Below are 18,483 nucleotides of genomic sequence, written 5' to 3'. Positions count from 1 at the left end.
GTTTTGAAATAAGAAAGCCCTTTGACTTCAAAAAATAAATTACTTGCAAGATGATAGTTTATGAGATGCAGAGTAGGCTGGGCCAAGCAGTTCCATCGATACGTTATTTTTTATGTGCCGGTGGACGGGGCATACGAAGAGGTAGATTTATTTCGTTGACGAAATTTTATTTTCTAAATAGAATTATTTTTATTTATGATGAAAGAGATTGGTATGAAATTATCAAGCTTGCTTCAAATTTTGACCACTGCATTCGTTGTTCTGACTGCGGTGAGTGCTCTTGCTACTCCTATTCAGGTCGTCGATATACATAGTCCGTATAGCCCCTATGCGCCGCCTGGTCCGAATAACCCCTACCGAGGTGTAGGTTCAGGAACCGCGTATAATATTTTTCAACAAACATTCACCGTAGGGAAATCAGGATTGCTCTCGGGTATGAGCATATATGGGGAGCGCGGTACGTTTGGCAGCTATACGAACCAGCTTAAAATCAAGATTGGAAATGCTAATGGATGGTATTCCGGCTCCTGGGATGTTGAACTATACGCACCAACCTCGGGTTCCATGTTTGATTTGACCTCATACAATCTCCATATCAATGCTGGGGATCTGGTGACGTTTGAACTTGGACATCAGAGCTACTACATAAATTCAGGTGTGTACTTAGTTGAACGCCCACTCGTGTCGCTGCTGAATCAGCGGGTTTCACGGGGATCAACACCTATCTTTTACCCGCCTACAGCGTGGAACAATTTATCTATCGCATTCTCAACATACGTTACAACCGACCCGGATGTGAAACCGGAAAATCCGTCGACGCGGATTCCAGAGCCATCCACGATGTCCGTTATGCTGCTGGGGATGGGGTTACTGGCATACGTCCGCTACCGTAATCGTGGCAAGAAATAAAAAAAGCCCGGTTTAGTTCAAAACCGGGCTTTCATATTTTTCGAACCACTTAATCCGCCACCACCACCCGGTTCTTGCCGGTCTTCTTGGCCGTGTACATGGCCTGGTCGGCGCGTTTGACCAGATCGGTCTGCGCCTCGTTCGGGCGGCGCAGGGCGACGCCGGCCGAGAAGGTGATCAACAGTTTCTCGTTCTCGTGCATGAAGAAGTGGCGCGTCAGTTCGCGCTGCAGGCGGGTCATGGTCGCGGTGGCCGCCTCGACCGCGGTTTCCGGTAGCAGGATGAGGAATTCCTCGCCGCCGAAGCGGGCGATCACATCCATCGAGCGCAGGGTTTCCTTGACGATCTTGACCAAGTGCTTGAGCGCGCCGTCGCCGGCGATGTGGCCGTAAGTGTCGTTCAGGCGCTTGAAGTCGTCCAGGTCGAGGATGGCGATGCACAGCGGCGTGCCGCGCCGCTCGGAACGCGCCACTTCGCGCTCGAACACATCGTCCAGGCCGCGGCGGTTCAGGCTGCCCGTCAACTGGTCTTCGCGCACCAGCTCGCTCATATGCTGCAGTTTCGCCTCCAGCGCGTGGATGCGCGCTTCGGCGTCCTGCACTTCCTGGCGCGCCGTCACCATATTGTCGCGCGCCTTGAGCGCCTCACTCTGCACGATGCGCGTTTCTTTCAGCACTTCGTCGAGAATCTGGTTCAGCTCGGTGATGTTCTCGGCCTTGCTGATCTTTTCCGAATAGCCACCGATCTTGGTGTGGAAGTCGCCGGTGCTGGCGGCCACTTGGCCCAGGCGGTCGATGAAGGTCATCATCATATTCTTGACCGTCAGCTTGACGTCCGAGATGCTGTGCTTGAGCTGGCTTTGCTTGTAGATTACATCCTTCAGGCTGCGCGTGGCTTCTTCCAGCGCGCGCTGGTCGATCGGGCCGGCGATCAGGTTTTGCACGGCGTCGATCTGGCCACGCAGCCAGGAATCGTCATCCAGCAACTCGCTGACGTTTTCCAGCAGCAGGCGGAACAGGCGCAGCAACAATTCCTGCTGCTCGGCCGTGTCGCCGCTCTTGAGTTCGATCTGGTAGCACAGCTGTTTGAGGCGCACGGCGATTTCCGACAGCGCCGCCTCGGTATGCGCTTCCTTGGTGGCCGCGCCCAGCGATTCGGCCTCGGCCACCAGGGCCGGGGTGCCGGTCAATAGCGAGGCGACGGCGAAGGTCAGGGTGCGGCTCAGGAGGTCGCGCAGCACGCGCGTCTGTTCGCCGTCGGGCGCGGGCGCCACTTCGATGCCGCCGCCGCGCTTGACGGGGCGGTCGGCCAGCGCCGACAGGGTGCGCGCATAGGCATCCCAGTCGCGCGCCTTGACGGCGCGGTTCATGCGGCGGCCGAAGTCGGCCAGCTCGCCGGCCTGGGCACTGAGATTGCTGGCGAAGGTGTCGAGCATGCTTTCCGCGCCGCTGTCGGCGGCCGGCGCGGCCGTGCCGAGCGGGGCGGCGGGCGCCTCGGGCGTGTCCGGCAAGCCGGCAATCTCGTTATAGATGCTGCGGTAAGCTTCCGGCGTCGGGGCAATCCGGCGGGTGGCGAGGCGGCGGAAGGCCTCGCGCGCGATATCGGCCGGGTTTTGTTCCGCTCCGGCAGGATTCGGGGATTTTGACATCTGACGTACAGCCTCTTCCAAAAAGGTTTACCGATAGCCTGCATCATATGCCACGGCCGCGCCCGTCAATGCGGGAATTAGCGGGTGGAAGTGGCCTTACTTTGGGGCATCTAACCTTAAGCAAAAATCAAAGGCAGCGCTTATTCGATCAGCTGGTTCTTGATGGCGTAATGGGTCAGTTCGGCGCTGTTTTTCAGTTTCATCTTGACCAGCAGGCGGGCGCGGTATTCGCTCACCGTCTTCACCGACAGCGACAGTTCCTTGGCGATGGTGCCCACCGTCTTGCCGGAGGCGATCATGGTCAGGGTCTGGTATTCGCGGTCGGACAGGCTTTCGTGCAGCGCCGCCTCGTGGTCTTCGCCCACGTGGTTGGCGAGCTCTTGCGCCAGTGCCGGACTAATGTATTTTAATCCGCTAGCGACCTGGCGGATAGCCGTCACCAACTCTTTCGGCGCGCTCTGCTTGGTCAGATAGCCGGCGGCGCCGGCTTTCAGCGAACGGATCGCGTACTGGTCTTCGCGGTGCATGGACAGCATCAGCACCGCCAGCTCCGGCTTTTCCTTCTTGACCTGCTTCAGCACTTCGATGCCGCTGCGGTCGGGCATGGAGATGTCGAGCAGCAGCACCTGGCAGCCCGATTTGCGGAACAGCTTGACGGCGTCCAGCCCATTCTCGGCCTCGCCGGCGACGACGATGTCCTTGGTATCGGCCAGGATCTGTTTCAACCCCTCGCGCACGATCGCATGGTCGTCGGCGATGAAGACCTTGATGACGGCTTTTTCACTCATATCGTTCAGCTTGCTTGATATTTCGGTACGGCAACAGTTGCTATTGTAGCCCCGCTGCCGCCCGCCGGGGGCGCCGCATCGTCCATTTCCCGTTTTATTTTAATGGCGACCACGGTGCCGCCGCCCGGAGCGTGGCTTAGTGTCAACGTTCCGCCCAGCGCATTGGCGCGCTCGGCCATGCCGCGCAGGCCGAACGATTGCGGCTTGCTGCGGTCGGCCTGGCGGATGCCGTCGCCGTCGTCGCTGATTTTCAGGCTGATCTGGTGGCGCGTGCGCGTCAGCTTGACGCTGACCTGGCGCGCATTGGCATGTTTGGCAATATTGGTCAGCGCTTCCTGGCCGATGCGGAACAGGGCGGCGGCCTGGTCGGGGTCGAGGTCGAGCTCCTTCACATTCGAATGGAAGCTGCAGGCGATGCCGGCCTGGGTGGTGAAGTCGCGCGCCTGCCAGTCGAGCGCCGCCACCAGGCCGAAGTCCAGGATCGAGGGGCGCAGGTCGAGCGTGATGCGGTGCACGGCGTCGATGGTGCGGTCGACCAGGCTGTCCACATAGGCCGCCTTCTCGTGCAGCGGGCCGGGCGCCTCGGGCAGGCGCGCCGCCAGCATGGCCAGGGCCATCTTGATGGCGGTCAGGTTGCCGCCCAGGTCGTCATGGATTTCGCGCGCGATGCGGGTGCGCTCCTGCTCCTTGACCTTTTCGATGTGGGCGGTCAGCTCGGCCAGGCGGGCGCGGCTCTGGCGTACTTCCAGCTGCTCCAGCTTGCTCTCCGTGATATTCGTCATGATGCCTTCCCACTGTACGCCGCCGCCGGGCAGGAGGCGCGGCGTGGAGCGCAGATTGATCCACTTCACGTCCTTCCAGGCGTCGACCCAGATGCGGCCCTCCCAGTTCCAGCTCCACAGGCTGTTGGCCGAGGCGTGCATCGCGTCCAGGTAAGAGTCGCGGTCTTCTTCCAGAATCAATTCCAGAAAGCGCTGCGGCGCCGCGTGCAGGGCCGCGGCCGGCAAGCCCAGCAAGGCCTGGCAGCCATCGCTCAGATAGGGGAAGGCCACGCTGCCGTCGGCCGCCAGCACGAACTGGTAGACCAGGCCGGGCGTGTGCGTCACGATGGCGTCGAAGCGCGACTGCACCTGGCGCAGCGCATCGTCGGCGGTGCAGCCGGCGCATTGGTCCTCGGCCATGGCCAGGATCAGGGCCTGGCCCTCATGCCGCACCGCTTGCAGGCAAAGCTGCACGGCGTACTCGCTGCCGTCGGCGCGGCGCAGGCGCGCGGCCAGCGGCTGCCGGCGCGCCAGCGCCGCCTCGAATGCGGTCCGCTCCAGCTGCGGCGCCAGTGCCGGCAGCGTCAGTTGGCGCAGCGCCGCCGCCTCATAGCGGCTATTGCGGCAGGCGGTGGCGCTGACCTGCACGATGCGCAGGCTGGCCGGGTCGAGCAGGTAGATTTCCGCCTGGCTCGCGGTCAGCAGGATGTCCAGGCAGGAGGAAGCGGGGGTCATATATGTGTACAATCGGGAAGCATGCCTGATGATACGTGAAACATAGCCCCATGAATAAAGCTTTCGTAAAAGAAACAGACAACGATGACGATGAAGACGGCGCCCCGCAGGCGCCGCCGATCCCGCCCGGCTCCAAGAATTACATCACGCCAGCCGGCTACCAGCGCATCAAGGACGAGCTGCTGCAACTGATCGACGTGGAGCGGCCCGAAGTGGTGAAAGTGGTGCACTGGGCCGCCTCGAATGGCGACCGCTCGGAAAACGGCGACTACATTTACGGCAAGCGCCGCCTGCGCGAAATCGACCGCCGCATCCGCTTCCTGACCAAGCGCCTCGACCTGGCCGCCGTGGTCGACCCCAGCGTGCACCACGGCAGCGACCAGATCTTTTTCGGCGCCACCGTCACGTATAGCAAGCCGGATGGCGAGGAACACACCATCACCATCGTCGGCATCGATGAATTCGATCCGTTGCATGGCAAGATCAGCTGGATCGCCCCGGTCGCGCGCGCTATCACCAAGGCGCGCGAAGGCGACACCGTCACCCTGCGCACGCCCACCGGCGTGGAGGAACTGGAAATTCTCGCAGTGAGCTACCCGGCGCCCGGCGCGGCCTGAGCCGGTTCAGGACGGGCTAAAAATAGAAGTCCCAGGCCGCTTCCGCGCGGGCATGGCCGCTCATTTCCGTCGATTGCAGGAAATGTTCGGCGACCACGGCCAACGATATGCCATGTTCCATTTTGTCGAGCCAGAAGGCGAGGCCGCCGGCATCGGGTGCGCGCTTGAAAATGGCTTGGTAGAGCGTGTCCAGGTCATGCTGGGCCGTGCCATTCAGCGTGTAGCCGTGCGTCAGTCCTTCGGGCGAGGTAATCATCTGCAGTGCAATCCCGCCCAAGTCGAGGCGGCCCTCCGACTGGACGGCGCCCCAGAAATTGAAGCCGCCCACATCGCTTTGCCGTCCCAGCACATTGGCATAGAGGGCGGCCAGCAGGTCCAGCGCTGGACGGTGTTCGAGCGTGAGCGTGGCATCGGCGAACTGCAATTTCTCGACATTGAGCAGGTCGACCCGCTGTGCCGGCGCGGCCAGGCTGCTGACCGAGACATAGCCGTCATATTGCCGGACCAGATAATCGGCTTGCTTGCCCAGGAAACTTGCCGTGTCGGTGCCAAGTCCCCCATTCAGCAGGGTTGGCGCGCGCGGCTCGTCGGCGCCCTGCGGCGCCCTGCTTTGGGCCTGAGTCTGAGGCGTGGCCGGCGCCGGAACCGCGAATTGCATCATATCGTCGCCGCCGCCGCCATACACCTTGACGCCGTTGCTGGCGGACACGCTGAATTGTTGGCTGGCAGCGTCGCCAGTCAGGATCTGTCCAGCGGTACTGCCGGTGGCCCGGACGGCGCCGATCAAGGCCGCGAAATGCACGTCCTGCAAATTGATGGTGCTGCCGCTGGGCAGGCTGGTGGCGTCGATCACCAAGGCGGTGTGTTGGGCGGCATTGGCCGCGCCCGAGATGGCCAGCGTGGTGGCGCTGGCGTCCGTGGCGCGGGAAAAGACCATGCGCTCGACTTGCAGCGGGACGTTGTCGGCCAACAGATCGAGAAATTGGCTGCCATTACCGGTCAGGTGGCTGCGGTCGGCCGGCGCATTATTGGGCGTGGTGGCGAGGATGGCGGCAATCAGTTCATCCAGCGAGTTGCCGGCCGGCTTGCTGGGGCCGCCGCTGGCCACCAGTCCCACGCCTGCCGGCAGGTGCGCGGTCAGCAGTGCCGTGCTGTTGGCGCTAACCAGGGGGATGTCGGCCATGGTGCTGGCGTTATTGCTGTCGGTGCGCGTGGCGGGCACGATGGGGATGGTGACCGCCGTCCCCATGCCGCCGCCCGGCAGGACCACCGGCGCGCTGCTCACTTCCACCCCGTCGACCGTGGTGGGCGGGTTGGTCGGCGGCGGTGTCGATGGCGCGACGACCTGGATCGCGAACACTTGTTCATAGGTATTGCCGGCGCTATCGGTAACCTTGATGCGCACCGACTGGCTGCCCAAGGCGGTGGCGGCCGCATCGTTGATGCGCAAGCTGCCGCCGGCAATATTGAATAGGCTGTTGCCGCTATCGCCGCTGCCGGCCACCAGCGCATAGGTGAACAGGTCGCCGCTCGTGGCATCGGTGGCGCCCAGGGTGCCGACCGTGCCGTTCAGACCGGCCGCCGTGCTGACGCTGCTGGCCGACAGCGAGAGCGCGCTCGGCGCCAGCGTATCGATCTTCACCGGCAGCGTGGCCGCGGCCGAGACATTGCCCGCCGCATCGCTTTGCTTGACGGTCAGCGTATGCGTGCCATTGCCGAGCGCCGCGCTGGTGATGCTCCAGGCGCCGCTACCATTGGCGGTGGTGCTGCCCAGCACCGTGGTGCCGTCGCTGTCATACAGCGTGACGGTGGCGTTGGCGGCGGCGTTGCCGCTGAGCGTGGGCGTGGTGACGTTGGTGATATTGTCGCCGGCCGTGCCGCTATCGCTGCCGCTGGCCAGCGCCAGTCCGGTGACGCTGCCGATGCTGCCGTAAATCCCCAAGCTCAGGCCGGTGCTGGCGGCCGAGACATTGCCGGCGCTGTCGGTCTGCTTGGCGCGCAGCGTATGGCTACCATCGCTCAAGGCGCTGCTGGTGATGCTCCAGTTGCCGCTGCCGTCGGCGGTGGCGGTGCCGAGCACGGTGGTGCCGTCGCTATCGTAGAGCGTCACGGCGGCATGGGCGGCGGCCGTGCCGTTGATGGTGGGCGTGGTGTCGTTGGTGATGTTGTCGCCCACGGTGCCGCTGTCGCTGGCGCCGGCCAGCGCCAGGGCGGCCGGCGCCGCCGGGGCCGTGGTATCGATGAGCAGGCTAAGCGCGGCGCTGGCCGCCGAGGCCGTGCCGGCCGGCGTGGCTTGCTTGACCGTCAGATTATGCGTGCCGTCGCCCAGGGCGCTGCTGGTGATGCTCCAACTGCCATTGCCCGCCACCGTGGCAGTGCCGAGCACGGTGCTGCCGTCCGAATCGTAGAGTGTCACGGTATGGCCCGCGGTGCCCGTGCCCGTCACGGTGGGCGTGCTGTCGTTGGTGATCAGGTCGCCCAGCGTGCCGCTGTCGCTGGCCGTGGCCAGCGCCGGCAGGGGCGGGGCGGCCGGCGTGCTGGTGTCGATGCTCAAGCTCAAGCCGGCGCTGGCCGGCGAGGTGTTGCCGGCGGCGTCGGTCTGCTTGACCGTGACTGTGTGCGTGCCATTGCTCAGGGCGCTGCTGGTGATGTTCCAGGCGCCGCTGCCATTGGCGGTGGTGCTGCCCAGCACCGTGGTGCCGTCGCTGTCATACAGGGTCACCGCGGCATTGGCCTCGGCGCTGCCGCTGATGGTGGGCGTGTTGTCGCTGGTGATATTGTCGCCCAGGGTGCCGCTGTCGCTGGCGCTGGCCAGGGCCAGGGCCGTGGCGGCACTGGGCGCGCTGGCATCGATGGTGATGTTCAGGGCGACGCTGGCGGCCGAGACATTGCTGGAGCCGTCGGTGGTTTTGGCCGTCAGCGTGTGCGCGCCAGTCAGGGCCGTGCTGGTGATGCTCCAGGCGCCGCTGCCGTTCGATGTGGTGCTGCCCAGTACCGTGGTGCCGTCGCTGTCGTACAGCGTGACGGTGGAATTGGCGGGCGCCGAGCCGGTGATGGTGGGCGTGGTGTCATTGGTGAGGTTATCGCCCAGGGTGCCGCTGTCGCTGGCCACCGCCAGGGTCAGGCCGGTGGGGGCAGCCACGGCCACCGAGGCCGGCGAGAAATTCAGATCGTCCAGGGCCAGCGCCAGATTGCCGCCGCTGAAAGTGAAGCTGGTGATGTTCTTGAAGGCGTTATTGCCCGCGAAGCTGACATTCTGCTGCAGGATCAGGGCGCCGTTGCTGCTGTAGGAGACGGCGCTGCCGCCTTGGGGCGTAATGGAAATATTCACATCGGCGGCGGCGTCGAAACTCAGGCCGTCGAGATCGAAAGCGCTGCCGTCGGCCGCCTCGATCTTGATGCTGCTGATGCCGAAGGCGCCGGCCAGGTCGAAGAATAAAAAATAATCGCCGGCATTGTTGCCCAACAACGACATGGCCGAATTATTGGACACGATATTGGTGTACGAGCCGGGATTGGTGCCGGTCACCGTGTATTTGACGCCATTCAGGGTGAAGGTGTCGGCGGTGGCGCTGTAGCCGCCGTTGGCGTCGTAGTTCTGGTCGGCCGGGGCGGCCAGCACGCCGTCGAAGCCGGCCATCAGGCCGGCATCGAGCACGCGCGCCGCGATCGGGCCGCTGCGCCGGTCCAGCCGCCACGTGCCGCCCCGTTGCGCGGCGCCCGTCAGCCCGGTCGCGGCCGCAACCGGCGCCTGCAACAGGTCGGCCAGGCGCCGCACCAGCGTCTGGCCGCAGCGCCCGGCGCCCGTGCAGCAGCCGTACAGCAGGACGCTGGCGCCGCCGGCCAGGCGGCCGGCAATGCGCCGCAGGGTGGCGGCCTGGCGCTCCAGCGCGGGCAGGTCGAGCGCCGTGGCGCCGGCGTGGAAGCGGCCGGGTGCGCCATGCGACAGCAGGTGCAGGGCACGCACTGGCGGCCGGCTCTCCAGATGGTGGGCGATCTGTTCCAGTCCGTTTTGATCCGGCCGCAGCCGCAGCAAGTCGGCATGGCGGCCGAGGCGGCGCCAAGTGGATCGGTCCAGGGCAATATCGGCGTCGATGACAAGCAGGTCTTGCGCATTCTCGAGGTACATGATGACCTTTCGCGTGCGTGAACGATAGCGTTGTCGTAGTGTAGTCCTTGCCGTGGCGGCAGATTCTAACCGAATCTCACATGACTACGCCGCGCGTGGCCGCGCGGCGTATCAGATGCCAGGACTCAGGCGCGTTCGCGCGAGACGCGGTTGACGCCGGCGACGCGGCGCACATTGCGCAGCAGGCCGGCCAGGTGCACGCGGTCCTTGACCTGGATGGTGAAGCGCAGCTGGTGCAGGATATGCTCTTTGTCCTCGTCCATGCCGACGAAGGTGATGTTGCCGTCGGACTCGCTGATCTCGGCCGCCACGCGCGCCAGGATGCCCTTCTCGTTATTGATGAGCAGCTTGATGCGGGTGTCGAAGCGGCGGTTGAGCTCGGGCGCCCATTTGACGGCGATCCAGCGGTCCGGCTCTTTCTGGCGCTGGCGCTTGGCCACCGTGCAGTCGCCGGTGTGCACCTGCAAGCCCTGGTCGCGCCGCAGCTGGCCGACGATCTGGTCGCCCGGAATCGGCAGGCAGCACGGCGCCAATTGCACCGACACGCCTTCGCTGCCGTAAATCGTCACCGGGTCGAGCTCGGCCGCGCTGGTATGGTCGACCGGCGCGCTGGCCGCTTCGCCGCCGAGCATGCCGAAGATGTGGCGCGCCACCAGGGCCGCCATGCGCTTGCCGATGCCGATGTCGGCATACAGCTCGTCGAGCGATTTGGCGCTCGATTCATTGAGCAGACGCTCGGTCAGATGGTCCGGCAATTGCGGATCGATATTGATCGCGTTCAAGGCCTGGTTCAGCAACTGCTGGCCGAGGCGGATCGATTCCGGCAGGTTGATGGTGCGCAGGTGGTGGCGGATCGCCGAGCGCGCCTTGCCGGTGCGTACGAAGGAGAGCCAGGTCGGGCTGGGCCGCGAGCTGTTGTCGGTGACGATCTCGATGATGTCGCCGTTGCGCAGCTCGGTGCGCAGCGGCGCCGCCTCGCCATTGATGTTGACGCCCACCGTGTGGTCGCCAATGCCGGTGTGGATGGCGTAGGCGAAGTCGATCGGCGTGGCGCCGCGCGGCAGCGCGATGATCTTCGATTTGGGCGTGAAGACGTAGACCGAATCGGGGAACAGGTCGACCTTGACGTGTTCCAGGAACTCGGCCGAGTCGCCGGTCTGCTGCTGGATGTCGAGCAGCGATTGCAGCCAGGCGTGGGTACGCTGCTGCAGGTCCGACATATTCGCGTCGCTGTTCTTGTACAGCCAGTGCGCCGCCACGCCCGATTCGGCGGTGCGGTGCATTTCCTGGGTGCGGATCTGGAATTCGACCGGCGTGCCGTACGGGCCGATCAGGGTGGTGTGCAGCGACTGGTAGCCGTTCAGCTTGCGGATGGCGATATAGTCCTTGAACTTGCCCGGCATGGGCTTGTACAGGCTGTGCAAGGTGCCCAGCGCCACATAACAGTTGGCGAAGTTGTCCACCACCACGCGGAAGCCGTACACGTCGAGCACCTGGGAAAAGCTCAGGTGCTTGGCGCGCATCTTCTTGTAGATGCCGTACAGGGTCTTTTCGCGCCCGTAGACTTCGGCCGAGATGCCGGCCAGGCCCAGCGTGTTCTTGACCGATTCGAGGATTTTCTTGACCACTTCGCGCCGGTTGCCGCGCGCCGCCTTCACCGCCTTCGACAGCACGTGGTAGCGCAGCGGATACAGGTGGGAGAAGGCCAGGTCCTGCAGTTCGCGGTAGATATTGTTCAGGCCAAGACGGTGGGCGATCGGCACATACACTTCCATCGTCTCGCCGGCGATGCGGCGCTTCTTGGCCGGCGCCATCACTTCCAGCGTGCGCATATTGTGCAGGCGGTCGGCCAGCTTGATCAGGATCACGCGCACGTCCGAGGCCATGGCCAGCAGCATCTTGCGGAAGTTTTCCGCCTGCGCTTCGATCTGGCTCTGGAACTCGATCTTCTCCAGCTTGGACAGGCCGTCGACTAGGTGGGCGACGGGGGCGCCGAAGCGCTCGATCAGCTCCTCCTTCTTGACGTCCTGGTCTTCCATCACATCGTGCAGCAGGGCCGCCATGATGGCTTGCGCGTCGAGCTTCCAGTCGGCGCAGATCTCGGCCACGGCGATCGGGTGCGAGATATACGGCTCGCCCGATTTGCGCACCTGGCCCAGATGCATCTCGTCCGAGAAACGGTAAGCCTCGCGCACCTTTTTCAGGTCGGCCGGCGTCATGTACTCGGCCAGTTTTTCGCTCAGGTGGCTGATGGTGGCGACACCGGCGGCAACGACGGGCGCGGCCAGCGGGGAAGTGGGGATGGGGGAGGCGGCAGAAGGATCAACGCCCGGCGCAGGCTTGGCCGGGCGTTTGGCCCGGCTGGCGGGCTGATCGCTAATGCTGGTTTCGGACAGGTTCATACGGTGTCGCAGTATCGGTCAGACTGGGAGAACCTGAGACAGCACAGTGCGGGGAACCGGGGTTCCCACAATTACATTGGCACCTTTTTCAGCATTTCCAGGCCAACTTTGCCGGCGGCGATTTCGCGCAGGGCGACCACGGTCGGCTTGTCCTTGGCTTCGACTTTCGGCGTATGGCCTTGCAGCAGCTGGCGTGCGCGGTAGGTCGCGGCCAGGGTCAGCTGGAAGCGGTTCGGTACATTCTTCAGGCAATCTTCAATCGTAATACGGGCCATCTTAACTCCTCAGATACGGTATTTATTCAGCGTGCTCGGCGTGGATACCCAGTTGGGCAAACAGCTCGACATTGCGGGCCGCTTGTTGCGCAAACCGGCAACGGGCCGATCGGACGATCGCACCCAGTTGGGACAGTGCGACCGAAAACTCTTCATTGATAATAACATACTCGAAGTCGGGCGCGTGGGCGATTTCGCCGCCCGCCGCCAGCAGGCGCCGCGTGATCACATGCGGTTCGTCCTGGCCGCGTTTATGCAGCCGTTCCTCCAGCGCCGCGATCGAGGGCGGCAGGATGAAGATGCCGGCCGCCTGCGGAAATTGCTTCTTGACCTGGCGCGCGCCCTGCCAATCGATTTCCAGCAGGATGTCGGTGCCGGTCTTCATCTGTTCTTCGACGAAGATGCGCGAGGTGCCGTAGTAATTGCCGTGCACTTCAGCCCATTCGAGGAATTCGCCGGCCTGGGCGCGCGCCACGAAATCCTCGGCGGTGGTGAAGAAGTACTCGCGGCCATGCTCTTCGCCCGGACGCGGCTGGCGCGTGGTGGTCGAGATCGACAGCTTGATGCCGGGTTCCTGGGCCAGCAGGGCATTGACCAGGGTCGATTTGCCGGCGCCGGAGGGGGCGGCCACCATGAACAGGCTGCCGGAGAAGTGTTGGCTCATGTTTCGGACTTTCAAAAAACGGAGCAGGCGCGCTAAGCGAGCGCCCAAAGACGTATTTTACCAAGAGCAACCGTTTTTGCACCGGGTTTTTGCGGCGCCGCGCAAACTTTGCTTGACCGCTGGACCGACTGGTCTATAGAATCAATCGCATGATTACGCCCGATTATTCGACCGAAGCCGCGCCCCAGACCCGCGAGCGCCTGATCCAGACCATGATCCACCTGCTGCAGACGCGCGGCCTGCACGGCGCCGGCCTGAGCGAGCTGCTGGCGCTGGCGCAAGCACCGAAGGGCGTGCTCTACCACCATTTCCCTGGTGGCAAGACGGCGCTGGCCGTGGCCGCCGTGGAAGCGACCATCAGCTGGAGCTGCAACAAGCTCGACGAGTATCTCGGCAGCGGCAACGACGTCGGCCAAGCCCTGGGCAGCTGGATCGAGCGGGCCCAGCGCGGCCTGCACGGCAGCGGCTTCGAGCGCGGCTGCCCGCTGGCGGCGGTGGCGCTCGAAAGCACGGCCGCCGACACCGAATTGCGCGCCGCCCTGGCCGCCGGCTTCCAGGCCATCCGCGCGCGTCTGGCCCAGGCCTTGGAGCGCAACGGCCGGACGCCGGCGGCGGCCCAGGGCTTGGCGGCGCTGATCGTCGCCACCTATGAAGGCGGGCTGCTGCAAGCCCGCGTCGCCAACGACACCGCGCCCATGGCGCAGGCCACCGCAGCGCTGCTGGCGCTGCTCAAGGAAAAGGAGCCGAAATGAGTCAGACCGAACGGGCCGCCAAGCCCGCCATCGCCGCCGCCGCATCGCAGCCTGCGGGCGAGGCGTTGACCTTGCGCGCGGCCGACGGTTATGCGCTGGCCGCCGTGCGCTACCGCGCCGCCGGCACGGAACGCGGCCGCCTGATCGTGGCCGGCGCCACCGGCGTGCCGCAGGGCTTCTACCGCCGCTTCGCCGAATTCGCCGCGGCGCGCGGCTACACCGTGCTGACCTTCGACTACCGTGGCGTCGGCCGTTCGGCGCCGGCTTCGCTGCGCGGCTTCGAGGGCGACTTCCTGGTCTGGGGCCGCCAGGACTTGGCGGCGGCCGTGGCCTATATGGCCGATGGCGCCGCGCCGCTCTATCTGGTCGGCCACTCCTATGGCGGCCACGCCCTCGGTCTATTGCCCGAACCGCACAAGGTCGACGGCATGTATGTGTTCGGCACCGGCGCCGGCTGGCACGGCTGGATGCCGCGCCTGGAGCGCATCCGCGTGCTGCTGATGTGGCGGGTAGCCGGCCCCGTGCTGGTGCGTTGGAAAGGCTTTCTGGCCTGGAGCAAGCTCGGCATGGGCGAAGACCTGCCGCTCGGCGTCTACCGCCAATGGAAGCACTGGTGCCGCTTCCCCCACTACTTCTTCGACGACCCCAAGATGCGTGATACGGCCGAAGGCTTCAGCCGCGTGCGCGCCCCCATCGTCGCCGTCAACGCCACCGACGACGCCTGGGCGCCGCCGCGTTCGCGCGACGCCTTCATGCGCGGCTACCGCAACGCCGCCTGGTCCGGCATCGACGTGCACGGCCAGGGTAGCGGCCTCGGCCCGATCGGCCACATGGGCTATTTCCGCGCCCCCGCCCAGCCGCTGTGGGAAGCCGCCCTCCACTGGTTCGACGGCCTCCCCGCCAAACCCTGAAAGCCACCCCTTTGATCCAAATCAAAGAATGTCCACCCTGGTGTCAGGCACCGCGGTAGGACATTGTTTGATCTAAAACAAAAAATGTCCCACCGTGGTGCCTGACACCAGGGTGGGACATTTGTTGAGGCAGATCAAACAGCAGGGGGCTTATTCGAGGTTTTGCACTTGCTCGCGCATCTGTTCGATCAGCAGTTTCAGTTCCATCGAGGCGTCGGCCAGTTCTTTGACCGAGGCTTTGGCGCCGAGGGTGTTGGCTTCGCGGTTGAGCTCCTGCATCATGAAGTCGAGGCGCTTGCCGACCTGGCCGCCTTTTTTCAGGATGTGGCGGGTTTCGCTCAGGTGGGCCGACAGGCGACCCAGCTCTTCAGCCACGTCGATGCGGATGCCGTACAGGATCACTTCCTGGCGGATGCGTTCCATGGCGTCCTGGCGCGAGGGGGAGTTGTTGGAACCCTGGCAGGCCAGGCCCAGCGCTTCCTGCATGCGCTCCACGGCTTTCTGCTGGAATTGCGCCACCACCTGGGGGATTAGCGGGGTGATGCGCTTGACGATGCCTTCCATCGCTTCGATGCGCGACACCAGCATCGCTTCCAGCGCCGCGCCTTCGCGCTGGCGGCTGGTGACGAAGGCTTGCAGCGTGCGGCCCATCAGGGCGGCGACGTCGGCCTGCAGCGATTCCTGGCCGATCTGGGCTTCTTCCACCACGCCGGGCCAGCGCAGCAGCTCGGCCACGCTCATCTGGGCGGCGCCGGAGAAGTGCTTGCCGACCTCGCCTTGCAGGCGGGCCAGTTCGTTCAATAAGGGGATGTTCAAGGCCTGGGTGCCGGCGCCGGCGGCCTTGCGGCCAAAGCTCAGACGCAGTTCGACTTTGCCGCGGGTGATGGCGGCCATGATGGCAGACCGTAAATCGGGTTCAAGCGCGCGTAAATCGTCGTTGATGCGGAATTGAAGGTCAAGGAAACGCGAATTTACGCTCTTGATTTCGATCGTCAAGGTTCCCGCCGCGCTCTCGCTGGTGGCAACCGCGTAGCCTGTCATGCTGGAAATGCTCAATGTATATCCCCGGAATATTTTATCTTTACAATGCGTTCTTTTATCCCACACAATCCGGTCGTTGAGGCGAGGAACACCACCATGGCTGCTCAAAACAACGCCCCGTTGCCGGATGGGCTGGATATAGCTGGATACCGCATTGTAAAGAAAATTGCCTCGGGCGGGTTCAGTATTGTGTATCTCGCCTACGATGCCGAAGACAATGCGGTAGCCATCAAGGAGTATTTACCAAGCGCCCTCGTACTTCGTCAAGAGGGGGAACTACTGCCCACCATCTCGAAATCCAACCTTCCGGTCTTTAGAATCGGGCTGAAATGCTTTTTTGAGGAGGGTCGGGCGCTGGCGCGGATTTCGCATCCAAATGTTGTAAGAGTGTTGAATTTCTTCCGCGCGAACGATACCGTGTATATGGTGATGGCTTATGAATCGGGCCATTCCTTGCAGGATCAGATCCAGCGCCAGCGCGCCAAAGGGCGGCAATTGGGCGAGGCTTTTATCCGCCAGATTTTTATCCAGGTGCTGAAAGGACTGCGCGAAGTGCATGCCAACCAGCTGCTGCATCTGGACCTGAAGCCGGCCAATATCTATCTGCGCACCGACGGCACGCCCATGCTGCTCGATTTCGGCGCGGCGCGCCAGACTATCAATAACGATAGCCCGAAGCTGATGCCGATGTACACGCCGGGCTTTGCCGCGCCCGAGCTGTATGTCAAAAACGAGGCGCTCGGCCCCTGGACTGATATATACAGCATCGGCGCTTCCATCTTCGCCTGCATGGTCGGCTCGCCGCCGCAGCCGGCCGACCAGCGCCGCCAGGACGACCGCATGGAAAGCCATTTCGCCCGCCTCCACGGCCGCTATTCGCCCGAGCTGGTGAAGCTGGTACGATGGGCCTTGTGCGTCGATCCGCTGGCGCGGCCGCAAAGCCTGTTCGAGATGCAGAAGATTTTGCAGCAGCCCGGCACTCCCGCCGCCGCGCCGGCCGCCGACGAACCGGGTACGCTGGAGCGCCTGGGCAGCCAGTTGCGCGGTCTGTTCGGACGCGTGGCCGGACGCCGCGCCGATGCGCCGCAGGACAAGTCCGGGGATGGCGAGACGCGCTGAGCGCGAGGGAGGGGCGCATGCAGTTTTCGGTGTATCAGGAAAGCCACATCGGCGGCCGCAAGCTGAATCAGGACCGCATGGGCTACAGCTTCACGCGCGATGCCTTGCTGCTGGTGCTGGCCGACGGCATGGGCGGCCACCTGCATGGGGAGATCGCCGCCAGCGTCACGCTGCAAACCCTGTCCGCCATCTTCCAGCAGCAGGCCTTGCCGTATGTGAAAGGGCCGGAGCGCTTCCTGGAGGACGCGCTGCACGCCGCCCACCGCGAAATCCACCGCTACTGCAATGTGCACCAATTGGCCGATACGCCGCGCACCACGGTGGTGGCTTGCCTGATTCAGCACAATATGGCGACCTGGGCGCACTGCGGCGATTCGCGCCTGTACTGGTTGCGCGGCGGCCAGCTGCTGGGGCGCACGCGCGACCACTCGCATGTGGAAAGCCTGATCGACAAAGGCCTGGTGCCGCCCTCGGCGCGCGCCACCCATCCCGACCGCAACAAGCTGTATAACTGCCTGGGCGCGTCCATGCCGCCCAAGGTGGAAGTGTCGCGCCGCGCCAGCCTGCTGCCCGGCGACGTGGTGTTATTATGCTCGGATGGCTTGTGGTCCATGCTGACGGACGAGGAGCTGGCGCAGCGCCTGTTCGCCCAGACCGTGGTGCGCGCCGTGCCCGAGATGCTGCAAACGGCCTTGTCGCGCGGCGGCGCCGCCAGCGATAATGCGACCGCGCTGGCCATCATGTGGCAGGGCAGCAGCGTGGCGGACAGCGTGCCGACCCTGGCGGGCGACGCCTCCACCGTGATTTCGACCGAAACGCTGCCGGCCGACCTGCTCAGCACCACGATCCACGGCCCGGAAGCCGGGGCGCCGCCAGCCTCCGGGAAGACCGCCGCCGACGCCTTCGACGAAGCCGAAATAGAACGCGCCATCGCGGAAATCCGCGGGGCAATCGAGAAATCCTCGCAAATACTACGGAAAGACAGCAAAGAATGAGTTTTGAATCCCGTCCCAGCGGCCGCGCCGTCGATGCCCTGCGCGCCGTGCGCCTGACCCGCAACTACACCAAGCACGCCGAAGGTTCGGTGCTGATCGAATGCGGCGACACCAAGGTGATCTGCACCGCCAGCATCGAAGAGAAAGTGCCCGGCTTCCTGAAGGGCAAAGGCCAGGGCTGGCTGACGGCCGAATACGGCATGCTGCCGCGCTCGACCCACTCGCGCATGGACCGCGAAGCGGCCAAGGGCAAGCAAAGCGGCCGCACCCAGGAAATCCAGCGTCTGATCGGGCGCTCGCTGCGCGCCGCCTTCGACCTGGAAGCCTTCGGTGAGCGCACCCTGCATCTGGACTGCGACGTGATCCAGGCCGACGGCGGCACCCGCACCGCCTCCATCACCGGCGCCATGGTCGCCGCCTATGACGCTTTCGGCAAGCTGGTGGCCTCCGGCGCGCTGGCCGCCGTGCCGCTGCGCCACTTCGTGGCCGCCATTTCGGTCGGCGTGTATCAGGGCATGCCGGTGCTGGACCTGGATTATGTGGAAGACTCGGGCTGCGACACCGATATGAACATTATCATGACCGAAAGCGGCCACTTCATCGAAGTGCAGGGCACGGCCGAGGGCGCGGCTTTCGACCGCGCCGTGATGAACCGCCTGCTCGACCTGGCTGACGGCGGCATCCGCGATCTGGTCAAGCTGCAAAAGCAGGCACTCGGACTGGCGGAGTAAAATAGC

15 protein-coding genes are annotated in these 18,483 nt (G+C 64.2%); 7 read left to right on the top strand and 8 right to left on the bottom strand.

All coding sequences use genetic code 11. The annotated features are described in order from the left end of the window. The first annotated feature begins 195 nt into the window (after positions 1–195). Complete coding sequence (locus FHS03_RS03775) at positions 196–909, top strand: PEP-CTERM sorting domain-containing protein (RefSeq protein ID WP_183439696.1); 714 nt, start codon at positions 196–198, stop codon at positions 907–909. A 49-nt stretch (positions 910–958) separates the two neighbouring features. Here FHS03_RS03775 and FHS03_RS03770 read toward each other — a convergent pair whose 3' ends face one another. The 3 genes from FHS03_RS03770 to FHS03_RS03760 all read right to left on the bottom strand — a co-directional run bounded on the left by FHS03_RS03770 (position 959) and on the right by FHS03_RS03760 (position 4,841). Then, positions 959–2,557 carry a GGDEF domain-containing protein gene (locus FHS03_RS03770; protein WP_183439695.1) on the bottom strand — a complete coding sequence of 533 codons (1,599 nt, stop codon included), beginning with the start codon at positions 2,555–2,557 and terminating at the stop codon, positions 959–961. A 140-nt stretch (positions 2,558–2,697) separates the two neighbouring features. Further along, positions 2,698–3,345: a response regulator gene (locus FHS03_RS03765; protein WP_050411964.1), complete on the bottom strand. Its 648-nt coding sequence runs from the start codon at positions 3,343–3,345 to the stop codon at positions 2,698–2,700. Positions 3,346–3,350: 5 nt separating this feature from the next. Next, positions 3,351–4,841 (bottom strand): sensor histidine kinase, encoded by a 1,491-nt coding sequence (locus FHS03_RS03760; protein WP_183439694.1) that lies wholly within the window; start codon positions 4,839–4,841, stop codon positions 3,351–3,353. 50 nt (positions 4,842–4,891) lie between these two features. On the opposite strand from FHS03_RS03760, the gene greB reads away from it, so the two are divergent. Continuing rightward, on the top strand, positions 4,892–5,458 hold the full coding sequence (gene greB, locus FHS03_RS03755) for a transcription elongation factor GreB (protein WP_183439693.1): 567 nt from the start codon (positions 4,892–4,894) through the stop codon (positions 5,456–5,458). A gap of 16 nt (positions 5,459–5,474) precedes the next feature. Here greB and FHS03_RS03750 read toward each other — a convergent pair whose 3' ends face one another. The 4 genes from FHS03_RS03750 to gmk all read right to left on the bottom strand — a co-directional run bounded on the left by FHS03_RS03750 (position 5,475) and on the right by gmk (position 12,928). Next, positions 5,475–9,587 (bottom strand): Ig-like domain-containing protein, encoded by a 4,113-nt coding sequence (locus FHS03_RS03750; protein WP_183439692.1) that lies wholly within the window; start codon positions 9,585–9,587, stop codon positions 5,475–5,477. A gap of 125 nt (positions 9,588–9,712) precedes the next feature. After that, positions 9,713–11,989 carry a RelA/SpoT family protein gene (locus tag FHS03_RS03745; protein ID WP_183439691.1) on the bottom strand — a complete coding sequence of 759 codons (2,277 nt, stop codon included), beginning with the start codon at positions 11,987–11,989 and terminating at the stop codon, positions 9,713–9,715. Positions 11,990–12,060: 71 nt separating this feature from the next. Continuing rightward, positions 12,061–12,264 carry a DNA-directed RNA polymerase subunit omega gene (gene rpoZ / locus FHS03_RS03740; RefSeq protein ID WP_005665923.1) on the bottom strand — a complete coding sequence of 68 codons (204 nt, stop codon included), beginning with the start codon at positions 12,262–12,264 and terminating at the stop codon, positions 12,061–12,063. Positions 12,265–12,286: 22 nt separating this feature from the next. Next, positions 12,287–12,928 carry a guanylate kinase gene (gene gmk / locus FHS03_RS03735; RefSeq protein ID WP_050411967.1) on the bottom strand — a complete coding sequence of 214 codons (642 nt, stop codon included), beginning with the start codon at positions 12,926–12,928 and terminating at the stop codon, positions 12,287–12,289. 149 nt (positions 12,929–13,077) lie between these two features. Here gmk and FHS03_RS03730 point away from each other — a divergent pair, with 149 nt between their 5' ends. Both FHS03_RS03730 and FHS03_RS03725 read left to right on the top strand, forming a co-directional pair. Next, entirely contained in the window at positions 13,078–13,680 is a 603-nt protein-coding gene (locus FHS03_RS03730; RefSeq protein ID WP_229426054.1) for a TetR/AcrR family transcriptional regulator, read from the top strand. Continuing rightward, positions 13,677–14,591, top strand: coding sequence for an alpha/beta hydrolase family protein (locus tag FHS03_RS03725; RefSeq protein WP_183439690.1), 915 nt, complete (start codon positions 13,677–13,679; stop codon positions 14,589–14,591). The genes FHS03_RS03730 and FHS03_RS03725 overlap by 4 nt, the downstream gene beginning before the upstream one ends. Before the next feature lie 150 nt (positions 14,592–14,741). Here FHS03_RS03725 and FHS03_RS03720 read toward each other — a convergent pair whose 3' ends face one another. Next, a complete protein-coding gene (locus FHS03_RS03720; protein ID WP_183440030.1) occupies positions 14,742–15,632 on the bottom strand; it encodes a YicC/YloC family endoribonuclease in 891 nt (296 codons plus the stop codon). Positions 15,633–15,728: 96 nt separating this feature from the next. Between FHS03_RS03720 and FHS03_RS03715 the strand changes: the two genes are divergently transcribed. Genes FHS03_RS03715 through rph form a run of 3 tightly spaced genes read left to right on the top strand, consistent with a single transcriptional unit; the run spans position 15,729 to position 18,477 of the window. Continuing rightward, positions 15,729–16,751 (top strand): serine/threonine-protein kinase, encoded by a 1,023-nt coding sequence (locus tag FHS03_RS03715; RefSeq protein ID WP_183439689.1) that lies wholly within the window; start codon positions 15,729–15,731, stop codon positions 16,749–16,751. Between the two features lie 17 nt (positions 16,752–16,768). Further along, positions 16,769–17,746 (top strand): PP2C family protein-serine/threonine phosphatase, encoded by a 978-nt coding sequence (locus tag FHS03_RS03710; RefSeq protein ID WP_183439688.1) that lies wholly within the window; start codon positions 16,769–16,771, stop codon positions 17,744–17,746. Further along, the gene (gene rph, locus FHS03_RS03705; RefSeq protein WP_183439687.1) at positions 17,743–18,477 is read left to right on the top strand and encodes a ribonuclease PH; all 735 of its coding nucleotides are present in this window, start codon (positions 17,743–17,745) and stop codon (positions 18,475–18,477) included. Before FHS03_RS03710 ends, rph begins: the two co-directional genes overlap by 4 nt. The last annotated feature ends 6 nt before the right edge of the window (positions 18,478–18,483 follow it).

Source organism: Pseudoduganella violacea (assembly GCF_014191875.1).
GTDB classification, from domain to species: Bacteria; Pseudomonadota; Gammaproteobacteria; order Burkholderiales; family Burkholderiaceae_D; genus Rugamonas; species Rugamonas violacea_A.
The sequence above is the reverse complement of the archived record's forward strand: the minus strand, read 5'-3'. Positions and strand labels throughout refer to the sequence as shown.